This window comes from Vibrio sp. 10N.222.49.C12, assembly GCF_041475025.1.
In the GTDB taxonomy this organism is placed as follows: Bacteria; Pseudomonadota; Gammaproteobacteria; order Enterobacterales; family Vibrionaceae; genus Vibrio; species Vibrio crassostreae_C.
On sequence record NZ_JBFRVF010000064.1, the window covers coordinates 22,328 to 49,152 of the forward strand.

The following is a 26,825-nucleotide window of genomic DNA, read 5'->3' on the forward strand; positions in this document are numbered from 1 at the left end:
CCACTTTTAGTTTTTGGTGTAAATAGTTTATGGCGTCGCAAGCTAGGAAGCGCGCCATTAAATACAGTATATTTTGTAGGTGTTTCTACATCTAGACGGCTATTCTAAATTCCAGCGGTCGAATTACAAGCTCTTTTTTATGATATGTCATAACTAATCGTTTGCGTATCGATTGAGATAAGCCACTGCCAAGTGATGTAAATGTTCGAAAATTGCGAAAAATGACCGTTAAAATGCCAGTAAAACGTTTGCAGTCGCAATAGTCGTTTGAGAGAATACCCGCGCTAATTAAAATGAAAACATTAGCACTATCTCTTTTTTAAATCGCTTATGTATCCAGGAGCAGACATGCCTTCTCGTAAAGATCTAGCCAATGCAATCCGCGCACTTAGCATGGACGGTGTTCAACAAGCAAATTCAGGCCACCCAGGCGCACCTATGGGTATGGCTGACATCGCTGAAGTTCTTTGGCGTGGCCACTTGAACCACAACCCAGCAAACCCAGAGTGGGCTGACCGCGACCGTTTTATCCTGTCTAACGGCCATGGTTCAATGTTGATTTACTCTCTGCTTCACCTTGCAGGCTACGAGCTTTCAATTGAAGATCTGAAAAACTTCCGTCAACTGCACTCTAAGACTCCTGGTCACCCAGAGTACGGTTACGCTCCTGGTATCGAGACAACGACGGGTCCTCTAGGTCAAGGCATCACTAACGCTGTTGGTATGGCAATGGCAGAGAAAGCACTGGCTGCACAGTTCAACAAAGAAGGCCACGACATCGTAGACCACTACACTTATGCATTCATGGGTGATGGCTGTCTGATGGAAGGTATCTCTCACGAAGCATGTTCACTAGCTGGTACGCTAGGTCTTGGTAAGCTAGTTGCTTTCTGGGATGACAACGGTATCTCTATCGATGGTGAAGTGGAAGGTTGGTTCTCTGACGATACTCCTAAGCGTTTTGAAGCATACGGCTGGCACGTAATCCCAGCAGTAGACGGTCACGATCCGGAAGCAATCAATGCAGCTATCGAAGCAGCTAAAGCAGACCCTCGTCCAACGCTTATCTGTACTAAAACTATCATCGGTTTTGGTTCTCCAAACAAAGCTGGTACGCACGACTGCCATGGCGCTCCACTAGGTGCTGATGAAATTACAGCAACTAAAGCAGCACTTGGTTGGGAACACGGTCCTTTCGAAATCCCAGCAGATATCGCAGCTGAGTGGAATGCGAAAGAAGCGGGCGCAGCAAAAGAAGCGGCGTGGAATGCTAAGTTTGACGCATACGCAGCGGCTTACCCAGAGCTAGCAGCAGAATTCAAACGTCGTACTAACGGTGAACTTCCAGCACAATGGGAAGAGAAAGCAAACGCAATCATTGCTGATCTTCAAGCTAACCCAGCAAACATCGCTTCACGTAAAGCATCTCAAAACGCATTAGAAGCGTTTGGTCAAATGCTTCCAGAATTCATGGGTGGCTCTGCTGACCTAGCGCCTTCTAACCTAACTATGTGGTCTGGTTCTAAGTCTCTTGAAGCAACTGACTTCTCTGGTAACTACATCCACTACGGTGTACGTGAATTCGGTATGACGGCTATCATGAACGGCATCGCTCTGCACGGTGGTTTCGTACCATACGGCGCAACGTTCCTAATGTTCATGGAATACGCGCGTAACGCAATGCGTATGGCTGCTCTGATGAAAGTTCAGAACATCCAAGTTTACACGCACGACTCTATCGGCTTAGGCGAAGATGGTCCTACTCACCAACCGGTTGAACAGATCGCTTCTCTACGTCTAACGCCAAACATGAGCACATGGCGCCCATGTGACCAAGTTGAGTCTGCTGTTGCTTGGAAACTGGCTATTGAGCGTAAAGATGGTCCTTCATCTTTAATCTTCTCTCGTCAAAACCTTGCACAACAAGATCGTAATGCTGAGCAAGTAGCTAACATCGCTAAGGGTGGTTACATCCTGAAAGATTGTGAAGGCAAGCCTGAGCTAATCATCATTGCAACAGGTTCTGAAGTTGAGCTTGCTGTTGAAGCTGCTGCACAGTTAACCGCTGAAGGTAAAGCAGTACGCGTAGTATCTATGCCTGCAACTGACGCGTTCGACAAGCAAGATGCTGAATACCGTGAGTCTGTACTTCCATCTGACGTTACTGCTCGTATCGCAGTAGAAGCTGGCATCGCTGACTTCTGGTACAAGTACGTTGGTTTCGGTGGCAAGATCATCGGTATGACAACGTTCGGCGAATCTGCACCAGCAGGCGAGCTATTCAAGATGTTCGGTTTCACTACTGAAAACGTAGTAAACACCGCGAAAGAGCTTCTTGCTTAATCATTGATTGCTAGCTTAGTGCTAACAATGAAATGAATAAAAAAACCGAGCGCTGAGCTCGGTTTTTTGTCTCTGGGATTTGTTTCTCCTAGACTCATCTCTATAAGCAACAGATCAATCTGTCATGAACAAGCTGAGTTATTCAAGTAATGCCTTTTGGGTAGGATTCAGTTATCATCTGTTGCACGAAATTTTGGTTAGATGTACGGAACTATGCTAAAAGTCGCGATAAATGGATTTGGACGAATAGGGCGTAATGTATTGCGCGCTGTCTATGAAAGTGGCAAAAGCCAACAAATCAAAGTAGTAGCGGTCAATGAGCTTGCTCAGCCTGACGCTATGGCTCACCTATTGCAGTACGACACCAGTCACGGCCGCTTCGGTAAGAAAATCTCTAACGATCAAGAGCACATTTATGTCCATCATGGCATTGGTGCTGAAGACAAGGGTGAGTTTGATACCATTCGTATCTTACATCTTGCTGATATTGAGCTGTTGCCTTGGCGTGACCTTGAGGTGGATATCGTTCTCGATTGTACCGGTGTTTATGGTTGCCGAGATGACGGCCTCGCGCACATTGCTGCAGGGGCGAAAAAGGTACTGTTTTCTCACCCCGGTGCCAATGACCTCGATAACACCATTATCTATGGTGTGAACCACGATACCATCGAAGCGGACCACCAAATCGTTTCCAATGGTTCGTGCACCACCAACTGTATTGTCCCTATCATTAAGGTTCTTGATGACGCCTTTGGTATCGAGTCCGGTACGATTACGACTATTCACTCTTCAATGAATGATCAACAAGTTATCGATGCGTACCACAGCGATTTGCGTCGTACTCGAGCAGCAAGCCAATCGATCATTCCTGTCGATACCAAGTTGCATAAAGGTATTGAAAGAATCTTCCCGAAATTTTCCAACAAATTTGAAGCTATATCTGTGCGTGTGCCGACGGTAAACGTAACAGCGATGGATTTAAGTGTCACAATTAATGCAAATGTGAAAGTTAATGACGTAAATCAAACCATTGTTAATGCATCCCAGTGTACATTACACAATATAGTTGACTATACTGAAGCGCCGCTCGTTTCCATCGACTTTAATCACGATCCCCATAGCGCAATCGTTGATGGTTCACAAACGCGAGTGAGCAACGGCCACTTAGTTAAAATGCTAGTGTGGTGTGATAATGAATGGGGCTTTGCGAACCGAATGCTGGATACGGTTCTTGCAATGCAAGCTTCTGAAGGCAAGAAGTAAGACCTAGAAGCAAATGTGCGGATTATTTATTTTTTAGCTTGAAATAAATACTAAGAGTCCACATATTATTAGTAGTGAAAGAATTACCAGTTGAATAATTTATAGGCTTAGCAGGGTTGCTGAGTTTCCAAAACTTTATTTTTATTTAAATTTGAGAGGACAAATCATGTCTGTGATCAAGATGACTGACCTGGAACTTGCAGGTAAACGCGTATTTATCCGTGCTGACCTAAACGTACCAGTAAAAGACGGTAAAGTAACTTCAGATGCACGTATCCTAGCATCTCTACCAACTATCAAGCTTTGCCTAGAAGCTGGTGCAAAAGTAATGGTTACTTCTCACCTTGGTCGTCCTACTGAAGGCGAATACAACGAAGAGTTCTCTCTAGCTCCTGTAGTTAACTACCTAAACGACGCACTAGATTGCGAAGTTAAACTAGCTAAAGATTACCTAAACGGCCTAGAGCTAAACGCTGGTGAGCTAGTTGTTCTTGAAAACGTTCGTTTCAACGAAGGTGAGAAGAAGAACGAAGAAGCACTTTCTAAGCAGTACGCTGCGCTATGTGACATCTTCGTGATGGACGCATTCGGTACAGCTCACCGTGCACAAGCATCTACTCACGGTGTTGGTACTCACGCTCCTGTAGCATGTGCTGGTCCTCTTCTTGCTGCTGAGCTTGAAGCTCTTGGCAAAGCAATGGACAACCCAGAGCGTCCGCTAGTTGCTATCGTTGGTGGTTCTAAAGTATCGACTAAGCTAACAGTTCTTGAGTCTCTATCTAAAATCGCTGACCAACTTGTTGTTGGTGGTGGTATCGCGAACACATTCATCGCTGCTGAAGGCCACAACGTAGGTAAGTCTCTATACGAAGCTGACCTAGTTGAAACGGCTCAAAAGCTAATGAAAGAGTGTGCTATCCCAGTAGCAACTGACGTTGCATGTGCTAAAGCATTCGACGAAAACGCAGAAGCTGAAATCAAGCACGTTTCTGAAGTTCAAGACGACGACATGATCTTCGACCTTGGTCCAGATTCAACTGCGGCACTAGCTGAAATCATCGGCAACGCGAAAACAATCCTTTGGAACGGCCCTGTAGGCGTATTCGAATTCAAGAACTTCGAAGCGGGTACAGCTGGTATCTCTAAAGCAATCGCTGAGTCTGCAGGTTTCTCTGTAGCAGGTGGTGGTGACACGCTAGCAGCTATCGATAAGTTCGGTATCAAAGCTGACGTTTCTTACATCTCTACTGGCGGTGGCGCTTTCCTTGAATTCGTTGAAGGTAAAGTACTTCCTGCAGTAGCAATGCTTGAAGAGCGTGCTAAAGCATAATTGATTTAGAAAGGCGAGATGTGAATCTCGCCTTTTAACGTTTGCTGCATATCACACTTTTTTGCTAGAATGGCATAAGTTGTGAGCAAACGATTGCAAGTTTTTAAACTTAAGTTTTTTAATCTTAAAACGATAGAATAAATAGGACTATTTCCATGTCTAAGATCTTCGATTTTGTAAAACCTGGTGTGATTTCTGGCGATGACGTACAGAAAGTATTTGAAGTAGCAAAAGAAAACAAATTTGCTCTTCCTGCTGTAAACGTTGTTGGTACTGACTCTGTAAACGCAGTACTAGAAGCAGCTGCTAAAGTTAAAGCTCCAGTAGTTGTTCAGTTCTCTAACGGCGGCGCTGCATTCTTCGCAGGTAAAGGCGTTAAACTTGAAGGTCAAGGCGCACAAGTTCTTGGCGCTGTAGCTGGTGCAAAATACGTACACGCTGTAGCTGAAGCTTACGGTGTTCCAGTTATCCTGCACACTGACCACGCTGCTAAGAAACTTCTTCCATGGATCGACGGTCTACTAGACGCTGGTGAAGAGTTCTTCGCACAAACTGGTAAGCCTCTATTCTCTTCTCACATGCTAGACCTTTCTGAAGAGTCGCTAGAAGAGAACATCGAAACATGTGCTAAGTACCTAGAGCGCATGGCTAAAATGAACATGACAATCGAGATCGAACTTGGTTGTACTGGTGGTGAAGAAGACGGCGTTGATAACTCTGATATGGACGCATCTGAGCTTTACACTTCTCCAGAAGACGTAGCATACGCTTACGAGAAACTAATGGCTGTTAGCCCACGTTTCACTATCGCTGCATCTTTCGGTAACGTACACGGTGTTTACCAAGCTGGTAACGTTGTACTTACTCCAACTATCCTACGTGACTCTCAAGCATACTGTGCAGAGAAGTTCGGTATCGCACCTAACGCTCTAAACTTCGTATTCCACGGTGGTTCTGGTTCTTCTGAAGCAGAAATCCAAGAGTCTATCGGCTACGGTGTTATCAAAATGAACATCGATACTGATACACAGTGGGCAACTTGGGACGGTATCCGTCAGTACTCTGCTGACAACTTCGATTTCCTACAAGGTCAAATCGGCAACCCAACTGGCGAAGCTGCTCCAAACAAGAAGTACTACGATCCACGCGTATGGCTACGTGCTGGTCAAGCTTCAATGGTTGCTCGTCTAGAGAAAGCATTTGCTGACCTTAACGCTGTAGACGTACTTTAATTCTTTGAATTAAGTACTCTTTAAGTTTTAAAAACCCGCTCATTGAGCGGGTTTTTTTATATCTGATAAAAACTTGTACTAAATATGTGAAAAACCTAGCGTGCGGTGAATAAATTTCGTAGTCTTTTAGTTATCGGTATTTGTGTTTATCGGTAAGTTTTAATAATTCAAAAGCTTACATAAATATGACTTTGCAATCTGTCAAAGATAGGATATCGTGCCGAAAAACTGAACTTGGTTCAGTTTATAAAAAGGACTTGGCTTTAATTTACTTTTAACACAATGACTTAACGGTAATTACACTGTTTATTATATTGCAGAGTAAATGAGGCTTAAGGCAGTTTAGCCCATAGCATATTATATAGAGGATGCACATTATGGCTGATAGTTCGACAGCGATTGAGACTCCACTTGTGGATGGTTTGTCTCAAGCAGAGCAGTGGTTAACAAATAATTCAGATTTATTTATCCAATATGGCGTAAATATCATTTCAGCACTGATAATTCTATTTATTGGTAACCTTATTGTTAAAGCAGTAGCGAATAGCGTGTCTAAGGTTCTTCAGAAGAAGAAAATGGACCGAGCAGTTGTGGAGTTCGTCCATGGTTTAGTTCGTTACTTGTTGTTTGTGATTGTTTTAATTGCTGCACTTGGTCGTTTAGGTGTTCAAACGGCATCTGTAGTTGCTGTTATTGGTGCGGCTGGTTTAGCCGTTGGTCTTGCACTACAAGGCTCACTATCTAACTTTGCTGCTGGTGTACTTATCGTTGCATTCCGTCCATTTAAGTCTGGTGACTATGTGGAAATTGGTGGTGTGGCAGGTTCAGTTGATTCTATTCAAATCTTCCAAACGGTTCTAACAACGCCAGACAACAAAATGGTTGTAGTACCTAACGGTAGCGTTATCGGCAGCCCAATCACAAACTATTCTCGTCATGCGACGCGCCGTATTGATCTAATGATTGGTGTTTCTTACAACGCTGATCTTCAGAAGACAAAAGCGCTACTGACTAAGATCTGTGAATCTGATGAGCGTGTACTGAAAGAACCTGGCGTTCAAGTTGGTGTTCATACGCTTGCTGATTCTTCAGTTAACTTCGTTGTTCGTCCATGGGTTAGCACTGCTGACTACTGGAATGTTTATTTCGACCTGATGCAAGCAATCAAAGAAGGCTTGGATAACGAGGGTATCGAAATTCCATTCCCGCAAATGGATGTACACATGAATAAAGTAGAAGCTTAATTCCTAGTTAGTTTTTATAACTATAAGCTTTTATAAGGAAAGGCGGATAACTTAGGTTATCCGCCTTTTTTGTTGGTTTCATGAAGCTAAATAGATTTACCAGTATTGCTCAATAAGTCCATCGGTAAGCACCGTTGCTATGGCGAACATCATGGTTGCGACTGCGATATCAATGCCTTTCTTAACCTTAGGTTTAGATAGCGTCGGGCCTAGTTTTGCAGCGCCTAATGACAAAGAATAGAACCAGACGAACGAAGCCAATATAGTCCCCATAGCAAATGCAATTCTGTCGTTGCCTTCAAATTGCCCACCAATGGATCCAAGAATTACCACGGTATCCAAATAGAGATGTGGGTTTAATACTGTCACTGCCAATGCCCCTAAAATAACGGTGCGCTTGCCACGCGCTAATATCTCACCTTTCGACTCATCACTGGTGCGCACTTTGAATGCACTGCGTAGTGAGAGCAAACCATACACAGTCAGAAAAGCGATGCCACCTAGTGTCACTGAGGTAAGCAGTAATTCATTTTGCGACAAGATCGCTCCGCCGCCAAAAATGCCTAATGAGATAAACAGAGTATCGAGCAGGCTACAAATCGTTGCTGTCGTTAAATGATGATTGCGTTTTATCCCTTGATTTAGGACGTACGCATTCTGAGCGCCAATAGGGATAATCATACTTGCCCCTAGACCAAAACCTTGTAATAAAACCCAAAAACTCATTTTAACCTCCACTTATTTAACGATATTTACGTGCTATATGGCGAAGATACTCTGACCCTTTAAATAAGTATAATTAATGATTTTAATCCATTATTAGAGTTGCTAATGTGGTGATGAGTTAGCTTAAAAAGGAAGCAAATTGATGCGCGGATTGGATTATAAATGGATTGAAGCACTGGATGCTGTAGTAAAACAACGTAGTTTCGAAAGGGCTGCTGAGCAGTTATATATCTCCCAGTCGGCGGTATCTCAACGCATCAAACAGCTGGAAAAGTGGTTGGCTCAGCCAGTCTTGGTGAGAGAAAGCCCGCCTAGGCCAACGCCTGCGGGTAAAAAACTACTGGGCTTATATCGCCGTGTTCGTTTGTTAGAGCACGAGCTTGTGCCTGAGTTGATGAATGAAGAGGGTAATCAACCACTATCGATATCCATAGCCACCAACGCTGATAGTTTGGCGACATGGTTGCTACCAGCTTTGTCGGATGTGATTAAGTCTCGCCAAGTCGAGTTGAACCTCGCGATTCATGGTGAGTCGAGAACCATTGAAAAGATTAAAAGTGGCGAGGTGGCCGGTGCAATCAGTTTGGAGTCTCAAGCGATTCCTGGCTGCAGTGCTGACTATCTCGGTAGGATGGATTATGTGTGCGTGGCTAGCCCTGACTTTCATCAGCGTTACTTTGCAGAGGGCGTAAACTACGCCACCTTAAGCAAAGCACCTGCGGTTTCCTATGATCAATACGATGATCTGCATAAGAAGTTTCTGCATGATCATTTTAACGTCCCGAGAGACAGTGTGATCAATCATACAGTCGGCAGTTCAGAAGCATTTGTGCGCTTGGCATTATCGGGTGTAGCCTATTGCTTGATCCCCCGATTACAGATTATCGATGAGCTCGAGTCTGGTGCTCTGATTGATATTACCCCTGGCTTTCTGCTCTCTTATCGCATCTATTGGCACCATTGGCAGCTTGAGAGCGGAGTATTAAAAGAGGTATCCCAAGCAATATTGAGTTTTGCTCACAATCACTTACCTCAGTAAACTGTTGGTTTTTTCAGCGTCAAAGTTCTGTTAGAAGTGTGTGCTCTGGATTGGCTAAACGATAAATTGCTCTATGATGAAAGGACATTTGTTTAGCATAGGTCATACCTAATGAAGCTTGTACCAAAGATGTTAGCAACGTCTCTTACTCTTACTGCGGCGTTGAGTGCTGTGAGTTTTCCATCATTGGCTGACTCTCCATCCTTTCCTCATATTTCAACGACAGGCTATGGTGAAGTGATCGCTACACCTGATATGGCGACATTCTCTGTGAGAGTCGTGGAATCGACGATGACTGCTGAACAGGCTAAAAATACCGTTGATAAAGTCGTGACAGGCTTTCTAAACAAGCTGCATCAAGCTGGTGTTGATGAGGCGAGTGTACACAGCTCTAACCTGTATTTATCTCCTCAATATCATTACCCGAAAGATGGCAAACCGGAACTGGTTGGCTACCGCGCCTCACGTAATGTGACCGTTCAAGTGACTGAGCTAGCTAATCTTAATGAGTACATGGATATTGCGATTGGAGAAGGCATTAATCAGATCGACAACATCCAACTGCAAGTTCGCGACCAAGCTAAGTATCAAGAGCAAGCGCGCTTAGAAGCCATTAAAGATGCGACATCAAAAGCTAAATCATTGGCGAGTGGTTTTGAGCGCGAGTTAGGTGATGTATGGCGCGTGGATTACAACGCCCAATCTTCTCAGCCAGTACTCATGCGTTCAATGGCGATGGATGCAAGAACAGAATCGAACTCTTATGAAGACTCAACGATCACCATTCGTGATCGCGTGAATGTGATCTACCAGATCGAAGAGTAATGACAGTGCTATAGAAGGTTTTGGATCATGACGACCTAATTACCTACGATAGGCCAAATGCTAAAAAGGCTCTCATGATGAGAGCCTTTTTTATGCATTTTGAGTGCGATGATTAGTGAAGAAGACGAGCACGGATTGTGCCTTCGATCTCTTTCAGTTTAAGCAGTGCTTCTTCAGAGCGATCGGCTTCTACATCGATAACGACATAACCCATATCAGCCGCAGTCTGTAGGTATTGACCCGCGATGTTGATCCCTTCCTCAGCGAAGATGGTGTTGATCTGAGTTAGGATGCCTGGGCGGTTTTCGTGAATGTGTAATAAACGAGACGTTCCAGTATGCAGTGGTAGTGATACCTCAGGGAAGTTAACACTTGATAGCGTAGAGCCGTTATCAGAGTATTTCGCTAGCTTACCAGCAACTTCAACACCAATGTTCTCTTGTGCTTCTTGAGTTGAACCACCCACGTGAGGCGTTAGGATCACGTTATCGAACTGCATTAATGGAGACTCAAACGGGTCTGCATTGGTTTTTGGTTCTGTTGGGAAAACATCAATAGCCGCACCTGCAAGGTGTCCAGACTCCAGAGCGCCACACAGAGCAGGAATATCGACTACCGTGCCACGAGCTGCGTTGATAAAGATAGAACCAGGCTTCATGCGCTCGAACTCTTCTTTACCCATCATGTCTTTTGTTTCGTTGGTTTCAGGTACATGCAAAGAGATTACGTCACACTTGTTCAGTAATTCCGTCATGGTATGAACTTGCGTTGCGTTACCCAGAGACAGTTTGTTTTCAATGTCGTAGAAGTAAACACGCATGCCAAGGTTTTCAGCAATAATACCCAGTTGAGTACCGATGTGACCGTAGCCAATAATACCTAAACGCTTACCACGGGCTTCGTAAGAGTTGTCGGCACTCTTTTTCCAGATGCCACGGTGTGCAAGCGCGTTCTTTTCTGGAATGCCACGTAGTAGCAATAGAACCTGACCAAGAACGAGCTCAGCAACGCTTCGAGTGTTTGAGAACGGTGCGTTGAACACAGGGATACCGCGTTTTGCTGCTGCTTGAAGGTTGACTTGGTTAGTACCAATACAGAAACAACCGACGGCAACCAGCTTTTCAGCTGCATCAATAACTTCTTGGGAGATATTAGTGCGAGAACGAATACCAATGAAATGAGCATCTTTTACTGCTTCAAGAAGTTCATCTTCCGGTAGCGAGCCTTTGTGGTACTCAATGTTTGTGTAACCAGCGGCTTGCAGTACTTCTACAGAAGAAGGGTGAAGACCTTCTAGAAGTAGAATTTTAATTTTTTCTTTTTCCAGTGAAACTTTGGCCATTGTTCTCGTCCTTAAAATGGAAAGGTTGGGCAAATGCGGCGCACGTGCTACAAAATGGCTGAAAGGGGAACAAATTCACCACTTTGTTAGGAGACAAACGTTTTCCCTGTGCGTCTTCTGAACAATAAAGTAACAAAAAAAAAATGTTTTGGGTAAGAAAATTACGGAATAAGACATAATTTTACAGCAATAAAGCAAAAAAAACGGCGCCCTAGGGCACCGTATGTAATGAAGTAACAGAAAAACTCAATCTTCTATTATTTATTCTTCGATTTTTGCACCTTCAGGCGTGCCGGTGATAACCACATCAGCACCACGGTGAGCGAACAGACCAACCGTCACCACACCAGCTATACCATTGATGATATCTTCTAGTTGTTTCGGGTTTTCGATCGCCATGCCGTACACATCTAGGATCACGTTGCCGTTATCGGTTGTGCAGCCTTCGCGGTAAACTGGGTCACCACCAAGCTTAACCAACTCACGTGCCACGTATGAACGTGCCATTGGGATTACTTCAACAGGCAGTGGGAATTTACCCAACACATCAACTGCTTTAGTACCGTCAACAATACACACAAACTTATCAGAGATAGCCGCTACGATTTTTTCACGAGTCAAAGCAGCGCCGCCGCCTTTGATCATATCGCGAGTTGGGTTGATTTCATCTGCGCCATCAACATAGATGTCTAGCTTAGCGACATCGTTACACTCATACACTTTGATCTCTAGCTCTTCTAGTCGCTGCGTTGAAGCAACAGAGCTTGAAACCGCACCTTTGATTTTGTCTTTCATTGTGCCTAGTGCGTCGATGAAGTGATTTACTGTAGAGCCAGTACCTACACCTACAATGCTGCCTTCTTCAACATATTGAAGTGCTGCCCAGCCAGCTGCTTTTTTCATTTCATCTTGAGTCATGCCATTCTCCTGAATAAGGTCTTGCGCTTTGAATTAATCGTTCGCGTATTGAAGTTAACGTTTATATATCGAGGTTAACGTTTGCGGCGCGATTATAGCGCTTTAATGGTTGTTTTCCCATTGCCAAGTTTTACTCGGAGTCACGATTTTAGGTAACGGAATGTCCCATTCTTCAATCGGTAGCGTATCAACATGTTGGCAATCATGAGCCAAACCAATAGGAGCTGCACCTTCGCCCGTCTCGAACCACTTTGCCAAGGTGCGATCGTAATATCCGCCGCCCATACCTAAACGATGGCCATGGGAGTCAAAGCCGACAAGGGGCGTAAGAATAAGGTCGAGTTGCTGACAAGGTTTAACCAGCATTTGATTGAGCTGAGGTTCGACAATACCGTACTTATTCAAGACCGTCGGTGTGGTTGGCGAGTAGTGTAAAAACAGCAGGTGCCCGGCAGAGAAGGGGTGCAATACTGGTAAATAAGTTTGCTTACCTTGCGCCCATAACCATTCGATTAAAGGCTGAGTATCGAGTTCGCCATCGATAGAGATATAGAGGGCAATATGCTGAGCAGACTGAATTTCATCAAGCTGCATGCACTGCTTAACTAAGTCGATACCGGATTGAGTTTGTTGGTCGCCAGATAAGGCATTGCGTTTGATACGGATCTGTTTGCGAAATTCGCTGCGTGTGAGCGTCTTCATAAGAAGGGATACCCCAAAGTGCCGTTGAGAATAGATGGCCCTTGAACCAGCGAGTTCAAGGCGGATCAGCAATGATTACCGTAGGCTTCTCGGTCGGGCCGAGCATGCTCAATAGCACTCAAGTACTAACCCTTAGGGATTGCTTATCGGCTCGGGGACGTGAATCCTCTGACAAACACTCCAGGGTAAATTTTGTGTACGCTATTGCTGTCCGTGCTTAACTTTACTGAGGACATCTGAAAGTGATGTCGTGAGCTGTTCCATTCGCTCGGTCAGTGCGTTTTGTTCATCATTTGCTTCAAACTTCTTGGTTTGTAATTCGTAGCAAATATTCAGAGCTGCGATAGTCAGCAGCTTCACTTCATTGGTTACCTTAGTACGTTCAGCCATCTCTTTCAATCGATTATCAAGATCGGCCGCCGCTGCAATCAATGACTCTTCTTGCCCTGGTGGACAATTCACTCGAGTCAGTTTTCCTAATATTTCAACGTCTACCGCTTGATTACTCATGATGGATGAACTCTTTAACGCGCTATTTTAAGGCTGTTGCCCTTCGCCATTTTTTGAGAAAGAAAAAGTGCAAGTACCGATGAGGAAGCAATCTCCTCTGAGGGAGAAACTATAGGTAAACCGCTATTAAGATTCAAGCTTTTCAGAGTGACTGTTTGTAAATGAGAGCTTGAGCACACAGTAATTCAGCAAATTGAACAATTGGTAGTCAGTCATCCTTCAATTGCTGGGGATCGATGCTTACCAGAATTGGGGTGAAGTGGTACGATTATACTATCGATATAAAGAATAACTGAGCGAGCTATCTGATGAGCGAAACTACTTTACCTGACTACCTAACGGTTGCGACTGAACTTCAATCGGCAAGTCTAGCCGTAACCCCTGCTGAGATGCACGGTTTATTAACGGGTATGTTAAGCGGAGGCTTAAGCCTTGCAGATAAAAGCTGGCAACCACTGATCTTCGATTACACCAATGAAGGCATGGGTTGGCCAGATCGCGCATTAACGCTAGCGGAAGCGACACTGAAAGTAACGACCAGTGAAATCACAGGTTCGGGTATGGAATTGTCTATGTTGCTGCCTGACGAAGACGCAAGCGCAAGCCTATTTGACTTGGCTGATGGTGTGTCTGATTGGATTAACCATTTCATTACTGGTCTAGGCTTGGTTGGCGCTCAATTGAACAAAGCGTCTGACAGTACAAAAGAAGCATTAGCTGATCTAGAAGAGATGGCTAAGCTAGGCATTGACGAAGAAGATGATCTGGAAGAGCAAGCGCAGCTTCTAGAGCACGTTATTGAGCACGTAAAAGCGTGTGCACTAACGATTCATGCTGAATTTGGTGCTCGCCCATCTGAAGATGCGGCGCCTACCATTCATTAATTCGTTGGCTGGTTTGAGGTTATGATGGCTCAGTATGATGTTGTAATTGCTGGTGGCGCAATGGCAGGGGCAACCTTAGCCCTTGCTTTGAATCACCTAAGCCAAGGTTCACTGTCGATTGCGGTAGTGGAGCCTTATCAGGTTGATCATCAAGCTCACCCTGGGTTTGATTCTCGTTCGATTGCTTTGTCCTATGGCACGGTGCAGATCCTGGATTCTTTGCGCTTATGGCAATCTATCGCTCCGGTCGCGACCCCGATTAAAGATATCCATGTTTCGGATCGCGGGCATGCCGGAATGACAGACATCTACAGTGAAGAGCTTGCTGTAGATGCGCTTGGCTACGTGGTCGAGTTAGCAGATGTGGGTCGAATCTATCAGCAGAAACTTGAATCAGAAGCGGCAATTACCATGCTTTGTCCTGAGTCTGTTAGTAAAGTTGAACGTGAAGAAGCGTTGACGACGATTGAACTGACAAGTGGGCAAACAGTAACCACTAAGTTACTGGTTGCTGCTGACGGTGCAATCTCAACCTGTTGCCAACAGCTCAATATCTCATTGAGTGAGCACGACTTTGAGCAAGTCGCTGTGATTGCCAATATTGTGGCGAGTGAACCTCACCAAGGTCGCGCATTTGAGCGTTTTACCCATCATGGGCCAGTTGCTCTATTACCGATGAGTGACAACCGTTTATCGTTGGTTTGGTGTTTAACACCAGAGCAAGCACAAAAAGTGATGACGCTAAACGACAATGAATTTCTTGAGCAATTGCAGAATGACTTTGGCTGGCGACTTGGCCGATTAGAGAAGGTCGGCAAGCGCGCGAGTTACCCTCTGATTCTTCGTCACCGACAGCAAAATATCTCTCATCGATTTGCCATTGTTGGTAATGCTGCTCAAACGCTTCACCCAATTGCGGGGCAAGGCTTTAACCTAGGCATCCGAGATGTGGCTTCCTTGGCAGAAGAGTTGTGTACCCAGTTAGATGATGTAGGTCGTTACCGTGGTCTTGTTAACTTTAGAAAGCGTAGAGAACAAGACCGAGACGCAACGATCACGTTGACTTCAAGCCTAGTTCACCTGTTCTCAAACGATTATATGACCGCTCGCATTGGGCGTAATCTTGGGTTAGCCGTAATAGATAACCTTCCACCACTTAAAGGTCCACTTTTGCGTCATACGCTTGGCCTAGTAGAAAGATAAGGTAATAAATAATGATGCAAAGTGTTGATATCGCGATTGTTGGTGGTGGCATGGTTGGCCTAGCGCTTGCTGCTGCCCTAAAAGACAGTGACCTAAGAATCGCTGTCATTGAAGGCAGAGCGCCTAGTGAAGGGCTGAGTGAGCTGCCTGATGTGCGTGTATCCGCGTTGAGTCGTTCTAGTGAAGTGATTCTTCGTAACCTAGGTGCATGGCAAGGTATCGAACAAAGACGCGCTGCACCGTATCAAGCGATGGAAGTGTGGGAACAAGACAGTTTCGCTCGTATTGAGTTTGACTCGACACGCTTGGCTCAGCCTAATCTTGGTCATATCGTTGAAAACCGTGTGATTCAATTAGCGCTGCTTGATCAGGTTAAGAAACAAGACAACGTCAGCCTGTATATGCCCGCAACGTGTAAAACGATGGCGATTGGTGAAAGTGAAGCTTGGTTAACATTGGACAATGGTCAAGCACTGACAGCTAAGTTAGTTGTTGGAGCAGACGGCGCAAACTCTTGGGTTCGTAAGCAGCAAGATATCCCATTAACACATTGGGATTACGGACACAGTGCGATTGTCGCGAACATCAAAACCACAGAGCCGCACCACAGCGTTGCTCGTCAAATCTTCACGCCTCAAGGCCCATTGGCATTCCTACCAATGCAACCAAGCAACATGAGCTCGATTGTTTGGTCTACGGAACCAAATCGTGCCGAGAACCTCGTATCAATGTCGGATGCTGAATTCAACAAGCAGTTAACAGCTGAGTTCGATGCAAAGCTGGGCTTATGTGAAGTGGTTGGTGACCGTTTTGCCTTCCCACTGCGCATGCGTTATGCGCGTGACTTTGCGGTAGAGCGTGTGGCTTTGGTTGGTGATGCTGCTCATACCATTCACCCATTAGCAGGGCAGGGCGTGAACCTTGGCCTATTAGACGCAGCAAGCCTAGCGCAAGAGCTGTTAAAGCTATGGTCTGCGGGTGAAGACATTGGCACCAAGCGTAATCTTCGCGGCTACGAGCGCTGGAGAAAAGCAGAGGCGGCGAAAATGATTGCTTCAATGCAGGGCTTTAAAGATCTGTTTGAAGGCGATAACCCAGCTAAGAAGCTGATTCGTGGCATTGGTATGAAGCTTGCGGGCCAATTACCGGGTGCGAAAGATGAGATCATGAAGCGCGCACTGGGTTTGTCTGGCAATCTTCCTGACTTAGCTAAGCGTCCAGTGACTCATCGATAATGACATAGTGTTCTGGTGGTATATCGAATCATCATTGATACGAAAATTGGTACGAAAAAAGGGTTGGCATAATGCCAACCCTTTTTGTTTTTAATTCTGTAGATAATCAGGTCATGCGTACGCGCAGCGCAGTTTCATGATTTCACTATTTATTTCTTTCACTGTTTGAAAGTGACGTTTTTCTGCTCGGTCTGGTAGCACTAGCTTACCGTTATCAAACTCAAATTTTCCTACGCCGTAAATGTAGATTCGTCCTTTGAAAAGTCGACTTACATGTTTAGCAATCATACTCGGTGTATAGCGCTTAAACAGTCTCATTCTTAATTATCCTTATATTTACCTAGCCTGCATATTATAGAAAAACTCCGAGATAATAATTGTGATAAGCATGGAGTTATATGCAGTAGCGTTGACGTTAATTAGATATTTGTGCTGTTCTAAGCACTTTCTTCAGTAAATATCTATTTTTACGTGAGCTCCTCCCCAAAATAATACTGAGTAGTGAACTGCCGTGAACTTTTCTGTTCAGTATTAAGCAGTGATAATGTTACAAGTATAAGAATAGGCGGGATTTTTTTGTTTGTGTAATCAAATTGTAAATTTCGGACAAAAAAAAGCCCGTCTAAAACGGGCGAATAGTCACAGATGCATTACACAAAAGTGGATACTGATGTTACTCAGTGGATTCACTTGCACTGATTTGCTTAATAGCTAGTCAGTAAATTTACAATAACGCAAATTTAACTTCGTGACTACTTATGCTTTTATTTTGAGTAACTATTTATTAATGGTGTGTTCTTCTTATGACGAGGTTCACACTAAAAATGTACTCAATGAAATATTAAAATGAAGTTTGCGAAGCATGATCTAAACGATCATCGACTGATGTCCGCGACGGTCGGTGCACATAGCGCCATAAGATCATTGAGATCCAGCGCAACGCCAGCCATTCGGTCGCCGGAGCTAATGGTTACGGTCGAGTTGTTTTGAATGGAAGGATCAAAAATGATCGGCATGTGTCTCTTGAGAGCGAGCGGACCAACACAACCCACTTTAAAACCGGTGATCGCTTCAACATCAGCGAGCGACACGCAGGTCATTCGACGGCAATTCAGTACCGAGCGTACTTTCTTGGGGTCGACAGAGCGATCGCCAGCAGTACAGGCTAACGCATACTGGTTGCCCATATCCTTGAGCAGGATGCACTTCACCATTTGAGAGGCGTCGATGCCTCGCTCTTGTGCAGTTTCTTCAATGCTGGTGGTTGGCTTGCTTTGCATCAGCAGGCGATAATTCACCTGCTGTTGATCCAGCCATTGTGTAATCTGCGTTTCCACGTGGTTACTCGTCGTCAAGGCTGTACGGCAGTGGCAGGATATTCCATGTTTGATCAGGCTGCGCGGTCAGTCGCAGCTGAACATCGTCATCAAGGTTGTTTGGCAGTACCATCAAACCAATCGCTCGGTTATCAGCAAATTGATAGACGTTTAATAGTCGGCCTGCGCCACGCCAGTTCTCACCCACACTACGTTCCAGTTCAATAGGGTTTTCTAACGACAGCACGTCCGCAGTTGTGCCCGACACAATGCGCATCTCACGCTTGTTCATGCCACGGTACTTAGCACGAGCAACCGTTTCTTGACCTGTGTAACAGCCTTTTGAAAAGCTGATACCGCCAATCGCTTGCAGGTTAAGCGCTTGAGGGATGTGCTCGTTTTGCTCTGCTTTCGATAGGTTAGGCTGAGCATCAAGAATTTCATGATATTGCCAAAGTGTTTCTGATACTTTCTCCGCAGCGCTGTTTGATACCAAGGCTTCAGCGGCTTCTTCTGTCACAAGTAGAGCCCAGCGATTGTCTGAGACTTTAACCGCTGTGCCACCAGAGATAGCACGCACGTTACCTTGGCCTTCTGAAATTGAATCAATATATTGATCCGCAGACGCGCCCATCACACCGATAACAACATCTGTCGTTTGCTCGATATCAACCTTAGAGAACACGGCGTATTTTTTGATTTCGACCAGCTCTACTTCAATCGCAGATTTAGGCTGCATGAGTGCGTAACCGCCATTGTGATGGAACAGGCGGAAGATGCTCCATACCTTTCCTTTTGCATCACAGTGCGCGCCTAACGTGGATTCATCATTAGGAAGAGTGACGACATCGCACGTTACTTGACCCTGTAGGTACGACTTTTTGTCATCGCCTATCATGGTGATTGCGCTCCAGTCTGACACGTGTGTCATCATCAGTTCTGGAAGCGATTCATTTTGCGTATGAGCGAGTGGCTGAAATGTGTTTTTCCAATCCATTTTATCTTTCCTAAGAATTTTATTTGGCTCTATGTTAATCCGGTTCTGTTTCTTTGTCAGCCTAGGTTTTTTTGTGAGCTTAGATAGGGACTGTGACTCACATAGTAGTTACAGGGCGTATGACTTGTTACACTCCGAGAAAGAAAAATTATAGGTGAGGATAGCCAATGTACACTGCAGAGCAGAAAGCACGAATTAAATGGGGTTGCCGTCGCGGCATGTTAGAACTTGATGTAGTCATCATGCCATTTTTCGAAGAGTGTTTTGATTCATTGCAAGAGCAGGAACAGCGCGAGTTTGTTTCTCTATTAGAGTGTGATGACCCAGATTTGTTTACTTGGGTGATGGGACACGGACGCAGTGAAAACCTAGGCCATGCATCAATGGTTGATAAAATTGTCGCACACAACCTCAGCAAGGTTCGTTAAGCTCCAGCTTAACCCTTCATATTCCGCATTATTTGCAAAAGGCACTATTTTTGGGTGCCTTTTGTTTTTCATCGTCCTGTCTTCTATTCCACTTGCCGCCAGCCTTTATTGCTTAGCTTTAATGATCCGCTTGTTCAGAAACAATCATGTGATTCTAAATAGTGTCTATGGGCGTTTTGATTACAGAGAGGATGGTGATATTCGACTCAATGACCGAACTTACCGACTCAAGTCCGTTGATAAGATCTGGGCGCAGTTCTTCGTTAAATTGCAGTTTGAATGTGGGCACTCGGTACTGCTTTGGCGGGACAGCTGTTGCGAGCGAGAATATCGCCATTTTCTGGCGAACTTACAACGAGCGCGCTAGAGAAGCCAAACTATTCGATGAAAGAAAGTATTAGATAAAAGAAAGCGTTAGACAAAAGAAAAGGGAGCACTCGGCTCCCTTTCGTTTAATCATTTTCCGCTGACGGCTAATTCGCTAAGCACGTTTAACCAATTATTATGATTGGCGTTTCTCTGGCGTCAGAATCGTTGGGCCACTGTCTTCTGCAAGTTCAGGGTAATCCAACGTGTAGTGGAGGCCGCGGCTCTCTTTACGTTGCATTGCACAACGAACCATTAGCTCTGCCACTTGTAGCAAGTTACGCAGTTCTAATAGGTTATTCGAAACCTTGAAGTAGCTGTAGTACTCATGAGTTTCTTGTTGCAGCATCTGAATGCGACGCAATGCTCGCTCTAGTCGTTTATCCGTTCGAACAATGCCCATGTAATCCCACATGAATAGGCGCAGTTCGTGCCAGTTGTGTTGAATGATAACTTCTTCATCACTGTTGGTGACTTGGCTTTCATCCCATGCTGGCAGTTCAGCGCACAGTTGAGATTGGTCGATGTTCTCAACGATATCTTTTGCTGCTGCCCATGCGTAAACCACACACTCAAGCAGTGAGTTAGAAGCCATTCGGTTTGCACCGTGTAAGCCGGTGTAGCTCACTTCGCCAATCGCATACAAGTTCGTTAGGTCGGTTTGACCCTGCTTATTCACCATGACACCACCACACGTGTAGTGAGCGGCTGGTACGATAGGGATCGGCTCTTTGGTCATGTCGATGCCCAAGTCCATCAAGCGAGTATGGATCATCGGGAAGTGCGATGTGATGAATTCTTCAGGCTTGTGGCTGATATCAACATACATACAGTCGGCACCTAAGCGCTTCATTTCGAAGTCAATTGCACGAGCAACCACATCACGTGGCGCCAGTTCACCGCGCTCATCGAAGTCCTTCATAAAGCGAGAACCATCTGGACGACGCAAGTAAGCACCTTCACCACGCAGTGCTTCCGTTAGTAGGAAGTTACGCGCTTCTGGGTGGAATAAACAAGTTGGGTGGAACTGGTTGAACTCAAGGTTTGCCACACGACAACCCGCACGCCAAGCGATAGCAATACCATCACCTGAAGAAACATCTGGGTTAGAGGTGTATTGGTAAACCTTTGAAGCGCCGCCTGTTGCTAATACAACAAACTTAGCGCGCACGGTTTCAACATGTTCTTGGTTACGGTTCCAAATGTAGGCACCGATCACCTTGTCTTTTGAACCACCAATCTTATCTTCCGTGATCAAATCCAGCGCATTGTGGCGCTCGAAGATCTCGATATTTGGGTGGTTGTTGACGTTATCTTGTAGTGAGGTTTGCATCGCCATGCCAGTTGCATCGGCAGCGTGCAGAATTCTGCGGTGACTGTGGCCACCCTCACGAGTGAGGTGATATTTTGGTTGGCCTTCTGTGCTGTTCTCATCTTTATCAAATGGAACACCACCATCAATCAGCCATTGCACACACTCTTTCGCATTTTCAGCAATGAATTGAACTGTATCTTCTTCGCATAACCCAGCCCCAGCGATTTGAGTATCCTCTACATGAGACTCAATACTGTCCGACTCATCGAACACCGCGGCGATACCACCTTGTGCGTAATACGTCGATCCTTCGCTGCGTGGTCCTTTGCTTAATACAATTACTTTTGCATGTTCTGCTACGCGTAAGGCTAATGACAAGCCTGCCGCACCACTTCCTACCACTAATACATCACACTGATGTTCACGGTTTGCGTTCATAAAACTTATTAAATCCCGGGCTATAGTCGAGTTGTCCACTCTCAATTGACTTTGTCTTGTTTTAGGAGTTTGGCTAAGACTGTTATAATCTCTCCAGAGTCATCCTTAAACGCTATGCAAAATCAATATATAGACAGCTATCTAGAAATATTTAATTGCTCAATACCATTGCTTTTGCTCAAGTTTCCCCAAATTGATAGGGATAGCTATTTTTATTACATCACATTGTGAAACAATAATGGCAAATAATTTTAAGAAAGTTGGAACTTTCGGTATTTGGCTCAGTCACAATAGTGCTCTTGTAGACGGTGGTGTCAATACTACATTTCGCATAATTAGTCCCCATATCTGTGAAGGTGAGGGTTATAACAATAGGAGTACCCGCTCGAATGAACGAGCAGCTAACCGATCAAGTGTTGATTGAGCGAGTTCAGAGTGGAGATAAGCAGGCATTTAACTTACTAGTGGTTAAGTATCAAAACAAAGTTTGTAATCTTATCTCTCGATACGTGAATAATTCCGGTGATGTACCTGATGTAGCACAAGAAGCTTTTATTAAAGCTTACCGCGCGATACCTAACTTTCGTGGCGAGAGTGCCTTCTATACATGGTTATACCGAATTGCCGTGAACACCGCTAAAAATCATATCGTTGCCCAAAGCCGTAGGCCGCCAGCAACCGATGTAGATGCAGAAGATGCAGAATATTACGAAACAGGCAGCGCGTTAAAAGAAATATCGAACCCTGAGAACTTAACGCTGTCTAAAGAATTGAAACAAGTTGTTTTTGGAGCGATTGAAGCGCTACCAGAAGACTTAAAAACTGCAATGACGTTGCGAGAGCTCGAAGGTTTGAGCTACGAAGAGATTGCAGAAGTAATGGATTGCCCTGTAGGAACCGTACGTTCGCGTATTTTCCGAGCTCGTGAAGCGGTGGAAAAGAAAATCAAACCTCTTTTGCAACGCTAGAACTTGTAATAATTATGGTGAAAATAATGGCTGATAAAGAAAAGCTTTCGGCACTCATGGATGGTGAAACGATCGATAAAGCTCTCATTGTAGATCTAGAATCTGATCAAGAAAGCATAGATACTTGGCAGAGTTACCATTTAATTGGTGATGTTATGCGTGGGGATTCGCCAGAAACTCCAGAGTGGAACATTGCTAATAGTGTAGCGGCAGCGCTTGAGAACGAGCCTGCACATGGTTCAATGTCGAACCTGCACCAAGTGAATGTTGAACCTACTGTTGCTCCAATTGAAGAGCAACCTAAACCTCAGCAAGCGAAGCGTCAGCTTCCGGCGTGGTTACAACAGTTTGGACAAGTTGCCGTGGCAGCGTGTGTTTCATTAGCCGTTGTATTAGGTGTTCAACAATATGGTGGTAGCGACCCTGCAGCACCAGAGCAGTTGCCTGTACTCCAGACGATTCCATTTGCCGGTTCTGCGGAACCAGTAAGTTTAACGCGTGACTCTGTTGAGAAACCAGCATCTGAAGCTAACTTGCAAGAGCAGCGCAAACGCGTTCATGCATTGTTAGAAGATTATGAGCTGCAGCTAAGATTAAACAGTGATGCATCGCCAATGCAAGATGCACATCTAGAATCGGACATTGAATGAAGAAAATCCTGGTCAGTGCACTGACACTGTTCAGCTTGATGTCTCCAACAGCCTTTGCAGAGGAAACCACTGCAAAGGCCTTGTTGCATCAAATGAACGAGGCCAGTCAGCATCTAAATTACGAACTCTCCTACATTTTGATAAAGAAGAGCAGTATTGAGCCTCTTGTTTATCGCCATGCGGTTAACGACGACCAACAACTTGCACACCTTGTTTATCTAAGCGGCCCTGTTCGTGAAGTCATTCGACGTGGCAACGAAGTTAGCTACATCGAGCCGGGTACAGAGCCATTTACGATTCAGTCAGGCAGCATGGTTGCGCCTGTTATTCCGATGATTAATCGAGATATCGAATCTCTGAATCAGTACTACGACTTTGTGAAAGTTGGTCGCTCTCGTGAAGCAGGTAGCACCACTCAAGTGCTGCGTGTCGTGCCGAAAGATGGCCTTCGCTACTCTTACGTGGTTTGGGTAGACGAAAAAACGAATCTTCCTTTGCGTGCCGACCTTTTGGATCGTGATGGCGAAGTGCTTGAACAGTACCGCACTATCTCTTACGTGGTGAACGATAAGATTGCTGAGGCTATGGGTGGCTTGAGCCAAGCTCAATTGCCGAAAGTTTTATCATTACCGGAAGGCTTAGTGAGTGAAACTAACTGGCAAGCGTCGTGGATTCCTGAAGGGTTTAAATCAAAAGAGCTTAGCCGCTATCAAATGGCTGCGACCGATAAAATGGTTGAAAGTCAGCTTTTCAGTGATGGACTGTTTAACTTTTCGGTTTATATCGCGGAAAAAGATGAGCATTCATTGAAAGGGCAGCTGGTGCGTCAAGGGCGTAGAACCTTGCACAGCTTAGTGATTGGCGATAAAGAGATCTCTGTGGTTGGTGACATTCCGCCGGCAACTGCAAAACGTATTGCTCAGTCAGTTACATTTAATAAATCGGTACAAGCGCAATGATGACCGCGCTGGCGACCGTTAGCTCGGTTGAACAAAAAGGTAAGCAATACTTTGTTCAATTGAGCTGCGAACAACAAACCAGTTGTAGCAGCTGTTCTTCTCAAAAAAACTGCGGTACGGGTATTGTGACCAAGGCTGTTGGCAATAAATCTTTGTTTTGGCAGCTTAAAACCAAAAGCTTAGTCAAAGCTGGACAAATCGTAGAAATTGGCTTTCCAGAAAAAAGCCTACTTCAGTCGGCGGCGATTGTTTATCTCATCCCACTTTTCATGTTGATGATTGGTGCTGGTTTTGGGCAACTCTTGTTACAACCCTTACTCCAGGGGGGCGAGGGCATTGTTATCTTAAGTGCAGCACTGTTTACTGCTGGTGGGATTGCCTTAGCGAAGCGGTTAGCCAAACCCATGGAAGACAAATCCAAGCAAGAAGTCGTCTTGATTCGAATCCTAGGTGAGTCTCTCGTCTAATTTATGATGCTTCTTGCCCTTAAATTGGGTAGAATCTGCCAACTTGATTGAAATGCCGCCACCAATGCTGACTGTAGATTGGGCGCGTCGCGGCTTTCTTATTATCCCTATTCAAAGAGTTTAGTCACACCAAGCCTATGAAGCACATTCGTAATTTTTCGATTATCGCCCACATCGACCACGGTAAGTCGACCCTTTCTGACCGCTTAATCCAAGTTTGTGGAGGATTAAGTGAACGTGAGATGGCAGCTCAAGTCCTCGATTCTATGGATATAGAACGCGAGCGTGGTATTACAATTAAAGCGCAGAGTGTGACTTTAGATTACAAAGCTAAAGATGGTGAAACTTACCAACTTAACTTTATCGACACTCCTGGACACGTAGACTTCTCTTACGAAGTATCTCGTTCTCTAGCGGCTTGTGAAGGCGCACTACTTGTAGTGGATGCTGGCCAAGGTGTTGAAGCACAAACTCTAGCAAACTGTTACACAGCAATCGAAATGGAACTGGAAGTAGTGCCAATCTTGAACAAGATTGACCTACCAGCTGCTGAACCAGAACGTGTTGCTGAAGAAATCGAAGAGATCGTTGGCATCGATGCGATGGAAGCGACTCGCTGTTCTGCGAAAACAGGTTTGGGTGTTGATGATGTTCTAGAAAACATCGTGACGGCAATCCCGCCACCGGAAGGTGATCCTGAAGCGCCTCTACAAGCGTTGATCATTGACTCTTGGTTCGATAACTACCTTGGCGTAGTTTCTTTGGTTCGTATCAAAAACGGTAAGCTGAAGAAGAACGATAAGATCAAAGTAATGTCGACAGACCAAGTATGGGGTGTTGACCGTCTAGGTATCTTCACGCCTAAGCAAATCGATACTACAGAGCTAAATACTGGCGAAGTAGGTTGGGTTGTTTGTGGTATTAAAGACATCCTAGGTGCACCGGTTGGTGATACGTTGACGCTTGCAAAAGGCGGCAGCACTGAACGTCTACCTGGTTTCCAAAAAGTGAAGCCTCAGGTATACGCTGGTCTATTCCCTGTATCATCTGATGACTACGAAAACTTCCGTGACGCGTTAGGCAAATTAAGCCTGAACGATGCATCACTGTTCTTTGAACCAGAAAGTTCAGCAGCACTTGGTTTTGGTTTCCGTTGTGGCTTCTTAGGAATGCTTCACATGGAGATCATCCAAGAGCGTCTAGAGCGTGAATACGACCTAGACCTAATCACAACTGCTCCAACAGTAGTGTATGAAGTTGTAAAAACAGATAAAACGGTTCTTTACGTTGATAGCCCGGCTAAACTGCCAGCGGTTAATGACCTAGAAGAAATTCGTGAGCCAATTGCACGCTGTAATATTCTGGTACCTTCGGATTACCTAGGTAACGTAATCACACTGTGTGTTGAGAAGCGTGGCGTACAAGTAGACATGGTCTACCACGGTAACCAAGTTGCTGTGACGTACGATCTTCCTATGGCAGAAGTAGTTCTAGACTTCTTCGACCGTCTGAAGTCAACGTCTCGCGGCTATGCATCATTGGATTACAACTTCCAACGTTACGAGCCATCAAACATGGTACGTGTAGACGTACTGCTGAATGGCGAAACAGTTGATGCACTAGCTATCATTACGCACAAAGATATTGCTCAGTCTCGTGGTCGTCTACTGGTAGAGAAGATGAAAGAATTCATCCCTCGTCAGATGTTCGATATCGCGATTCAAGCAGCGATTGGTAACCACATCATTGCTCGTTCTACAGTGAAACAACTGCGTAAGAACGTAATCGCAAAATGTTACGGTGGTGATATCAGTCGTAAGAAGAAACTTCTTAAGAAACAAAAAGAAGGTAAGAAGCGTATGAAGCAGATCGGTAACGTTGAACTGCCTCAAGAAGCTTTCCTTGCAATCCTTCATGTTGGCAAAGACTAGGTATCAATCGCACTAACTATCTGCTGAACATTACTGGTTAAAATCGTTTATTTCTTTGTTGCAAAGATTGCAATTAGGCCCACTAGTCACTGCACTTTGCGCCTCGAACTAAACGATTTTTCCTTCGTAATCTTCCCAGTATTTAGTCAGCATGATTGATACAAATTAGAAATATTAAGCAGAGTGAAAGAGTT

26 protein-coding genes and 1 other RNA gene are annotated in these 26,825 nt (G+C 44.9%); 17 read left to right on the forward strand and 10 right to left on the reverse strand.

Going from position 1 to position 26,825, the window contains the following annotated elements; all coding sequences use genetic code 11:
* Positions 1 to 348 precede the first annotated feature (348 nt).
* The 5 genes from tkt to mscS all read left to right on the forward strand — a co-directional run bounded on the left by tkt (position 349) and on the right by mscS (position 7,412).
* On the forward strand, positions 349 to 2,343 hold the full coding sequence (gene tkt / locus AB4583_RS17745; RefSeq protein ID WP_102394120.1) for a transketolase: 1,995 nt from the start codon (positions 349 to 351) through the stop codon (positions 2,341 to 2,343).
* Between the two features lie 213 nt (positions 2,344 to 2,556).
* Entirely contained in the window at positions 2,557 to 3,606 is a 1,050-nt protein-coding gene (epd, locus tag AB4583_RS17750) for an erythrose-4-phosphate dehydrogenase (protein WP_032545627.1), read from the forward strand.
* Between the two features lie 166 nt (positions 3,607 to 3,772).
* The gene (locus AB4583_RS17755; RefSeq protein WP_017068708.1) at positions 3,773 to 4,936 is read left to right on the forward strand and encodes a phosphoglycerate kinase; all 1,164 of its coding nucleotides are present in this window, start codon (positions 3,773 to 3,775) and stop codon (positions 4,934 to 4,936) included.
* 155 nt (positions 4,937 to 5,091) lie between these two features.
* Positions 5,092 to 6,168: a class II fructose-bisphosphate aldolase gene (gene fbaA, locus AB4583_RS17760; RefSeq protein WP_010435694.1), complete on the forward strand. Its 1,077-nt coding sequence runs from the start codon at positions 5,092 to 5,094 to the stop codon at positions 6,166 to 6,168.
* A 377-nt stretch (positions 6,169 to 6,545) separates the two neighbouring features.
* Complete coding sequence (gene mscS / locus AB4583_RS17765) at positions 6,546 to 7,412, forward strand: small-conductance mechanosensitive channel MscS (protein ID WP_017063201.1); 867 nt, start codon at positions 6,546 to 6,548, stop codon at positions 7,410 to 7,412.
* Between the two features lie 96 nt (positions 7,413 to 7,508).
* Here the strand turns inward: mscS and AB4583_RS17770 are convergent, their stop codons facing one another.
* Entirely contained in the window at positions 7,509 to 8,138 is a 630-nt protein-coding gene (locus tag AB4583_RS17770) for a LysE/ArgO family amino acid transporter (protein ID WP_017059061.1), read from the reverse strand.
* Between the two features lie 142 nt (positions 8,139 to 8,280).
* Here AB4583_RS17770 and AB4583_RS17775 point away from each other — a divergent pair, with 142 nt between their 5' ends.
* Both AB4583_RS17775 and AB4583_RS17780 read left to right on the forward strand, forming a co-directional pair.
* Complete coding sequence (locus tag AB4583_RS17775; protein ID WP_372051299.1) at positions 8,281 to 9,177, forward strand: LysR family transcriptional regulator ArgP; 897 nt, start codon at positions 8,281 to 8,283, stop codon at positions 9,175 to 9,177.
* 111 nt (positions 9,178 to 9,288) lie between these two features.
* Positions 9,289 to 10,002 carry an oxidative stress defense protein gene (locus tag AB4583_RS17780; RefSeq protein WP_017059059.1) on the forward strand — a complete coding sequence of 238 codons (714 nt, stop codon included), beginning with the start codon at positions 9,289 to 9,291 and terminating at the stop codon, positions 10,000 to 10,002.
* 112 nt (positions 10,003 to 10,114) lie between these two features.
* On the opposite strand, the gene serA is transcribed toward AB4583_RS17780, so the two are convergent.
* From serA to zapA, 5 genes are all read right to left on the reverse strand, one after another.
* Positions 10,115 to 11,344 (reverse strand): phosphoglycerate dehydrogenase, encoded by a 1,230-nt coding sequence (gene serA / locus AB4583_RS17785; RefSeq protein WP_017059058.1) that lies wholly within the window; start codon positions 11,342 to 11,344, stop codon positions 10,115 to 10,117.
* A 261-nt stretch (positions 11,345 to 11,605) separates the two neighbouring features.
* A complete protein-coding gene (gene rpiA / locus AB4583_RS17790) occupies positions 11,606 to 12,262 on the reverse strand; it encodes a ribose-5-phosphate isomerase RpiA (RefSeq protein WP_017059057.1) in 657 nt (218 codons plus the stop codon).
* A gap of 102 nt (positions 12,263 to 12,364) precedes the next feature.
* Positions 12,365 to 12,964 carry a 5-formyltetrahydrofolate cyclo-ligase gene (locus tag AB4583_RS17795; RefSeq protein ID WP_017059056.1) on the reverse strand — a complete coding sequence of 200 codons (600 nt, stop codon included), beginning with the start codon at positions 12,962 to 12,964 and terminating at the stop codon, positions 12,365 to 12,367.
* Between the two features lie 6 nt (positions 12,965 to 12,970).
* A non-coding RNA gene (gene ssrS, locus AB4583_RS17800) (6S RNA) lies at positions 12,971 to 13,154 on the reverse strand.
* 11 nt (positions 13,155 to 13,165) lie between these two features.
* A complete protein-coding gene (zapA, locus tag AB4583_RS17805) occupies positions 13,166 to 13,474 on the reverse strand; it encodes a cell division protein ZapA (RefSeq protein WP_004735366.1) in 309 nt (102 codons plus the stop codon).
* A gap of 308 nt (positions 13,475 to 13,782) precedes the next feature.
* On the opposite strand from zapA, the gene AB4583_RS17810 reads away from it, so the two are divergent.
* The 3 genes from AB4583_RS17810 to AB4583_RS17820 are packed head-to-tail and all read left to right on the forward strand — an operon-like array spanning position 13,783 to position 16,796.
* Complete coding sequence (locus tag AB4583_RS17810; protein ID WP_017059055.1) at positions 13,783 to 14,358, forward strand: YecA family protein; 576 nt, start codon at positions 13,783 to 13,785, stop codon at positions 14,356 to 14,358.
* Positions 14,359 to 14,382: 24 nt separating this feature from the next.
* Positions 14,383 to 15,561, forward strand: a complete 1,179-nt coding sequence (ubiH, locus tag AB4583_RS17815; protein ID WP_017059054.1) for a 2-octaprenyl-6-methoxyphenyl hydroxylase — start codon at positions 14,383 to 14,385, stop codon at positions 15,559 to 15,561.
* Positions 15,562 to 15,572: 11 nt separating this feature from the next.
* On the forward strand, positions 15,573 to 16,796 hold the full coding sequence (locus tag AB4583_RS17820) for an FAD-dependent 2-octaprenylphenol hydroxylase (RefSeq protein WP_017063203.1): 1,224 nt from the start codon (positions 15,573 to 15,575) through the stop codon (positions 16,794 to 16,796).
* A 111-nt stretch (positions 16,797 to 16,907) separates the two neighbouring features.
* Here the strand turns inward: AB4583_RS17820 and AB4583_RS17825 are convergent, their stop codons facing one another.
* The 3 genes from AB4583_RS17825 to ygfZ all read right to left on the reverse strand — a co-directional run bounded on the left by AB4583_RS17825 (position 16,908) and on the right by ygfZ (position 19,109).
* Positions 16,908 to 17,114, reverse strand: a complete 207-nt coding sequence (locus AB4583_RS17825) for a DUF1107 domain-containing protein (protein WP_009847660.1) — start codon at positions 17,112 to 17,114, stop codon at positions 16,908 to 16,910.
* A 557-nt stretch (positions 17,115 to 17,671) separates the two neighbouring features.
* On the reverse strand, positions 17,672 to 18,133 hold the full coding sequence (locus AB4583_RS17830) for an aminoacyl-tRNA deacylase (protein WP_029235114.1): 462 nt from the start codon (positions 18,131 to 18,133) through the stop codon (positions 17,672 to 17,674).
* Positions 18,134 to 18,137: 4 nt separating this feature from the next.
* Complete coding sequence (ygfZ, locus tag AB4583_RS17835) at positions 18,138 to 19,109, reverse strand: tRNA-modifying protein YgfZ (RefSeq protein WP_017059051.1); 972 nt, start codon at positions 19,107 to 19,109, stop codon at positions 18,138 to 18,140.
* Between the two features lie 167 nt (positions 19,110 to 19,276).
* On the opposite strand from ygfZ, the gene AB4583_RS17840 reads away from it, so the two are divergent.
* Together AB4583_RS17840 and AB4583_RS17845 are read left to right on the forward strand one after the other, a co-directional pair.
* Positions 19,277 to 19,537, forward strand: a complete 261-nt coding sequence (locus AB4583_RS17840) for a succinate dehydrogenase assembly factor 2 (protein ID WP_004735374.1) — start codon at positions 19,277 to 19,279, stop codon at positions 19,535 to 19,537.
* Positions 19,485 to 19,904: a protein YgfX gene (locus AB4583_RS17845; RefSeq protein ID WP_324295273.1), complete on the forward strand. Its 420-nt coding sequence runs from the start codon at positions 19,485 to 19,487 to the stop codon at positions 19,902 to 19,904. Before AB4583_RS17840 ends, AB4583_RS17845 begins: the two co-directional genes overlap by 53 nt.
* Before the next feature lie 135 nt (positions 19,905 to 20,039).
* Here AB4583_RS17845 and nadB read toward each other — a convergent pair whose 3' ends face one another.
* Positions 20,040 to 21,656: an L-aspartate oxidase gene (nadB, locus tag AB4583_RS17850; RefSeq protein ID WP_372118580.1), complete on the reverse strand. Its 1,617-nt coding sequence runs from the start codon at positions 21,654 to 21,656 to the stop codon at positions 20,040 to 20,042.
* Positions 21,657 to 22,045: 389 nt separating this feature from the next.
* On the opposite strand from nadB, the gene rpoE reads away from it, so the two are divergent.
* The 5 genes from rpoE (at position 22,046) to lepA (ending at position 26,631) form a co-directional block, all read left to right on the forward strand.
* The gene (gene rpoE, locus AB4583_RS17855) at positions 22,046 to 22,624 is read left to right on the forward strand and encodes an RNA polymerase sigma factor RpoE (RefSeq protein ID WP_008223963.1); all 579 of its coding nucleotides are present in this window, start codon (positions 22,046 to 22,048) and stop codon (positions 22,622 to 22,624) included.
* Positions 22,625 to 22,650: 26 nt separating this feature from the next.
* Entirely contained in the window at positions 22,651 to 23,274 is a 624-nt protein-coding gene (locus AB4583_RS17860) for an RseA family anti-sigma factor (RefSeq protein WP_372118582.1), read from the forward strand.
* Positions 23,271 to 24,233 carry a sigma-E factor regulatory protein RseB gene (gene rseB, locus AB4583_RS17865; RefSeq protein WP_017059047.1) on the forward strand — a complete coding sequence of 321 codons (963 nt, stop codon included), beginning with the start codon at positions 23,271 to 23,273 and terminating at the stop codon, positions 24,231 to 24,233. The genes AB4583_RS17860 and rseB overlap by 4 nt, the downstream gene beginning before the upstream one ends.
* Entirely contained in the window at positions 24,230 to 24,700 is a 471-nt protein-coding gene (locus AB4583_RS17870; RefSeq protein WP_017059046.1) for a SoxR reducing system RseC family protein, read from the forward strand. The genes rseB and AB4583_RS17870 overlap by 4 nt, the downstream gene beginning before the upstream one ends.
* A 137-nt stretch (positions 24,701 to 24,837) precedes the next feature.
* Positions 24,838 to 26,631, forward strand: coding sequence for a translation elongation factor 4 (gene lepA, locus AB4583_RS17875; RefSeq protein WP_017059045.1), 1,794 nt, complete (start codon positions 24,838 to 24,840; stop codon positions 26,629 to 26,631).
* Positions 26,632 to 26,825 lie beyond the last annotated feature (194 nt).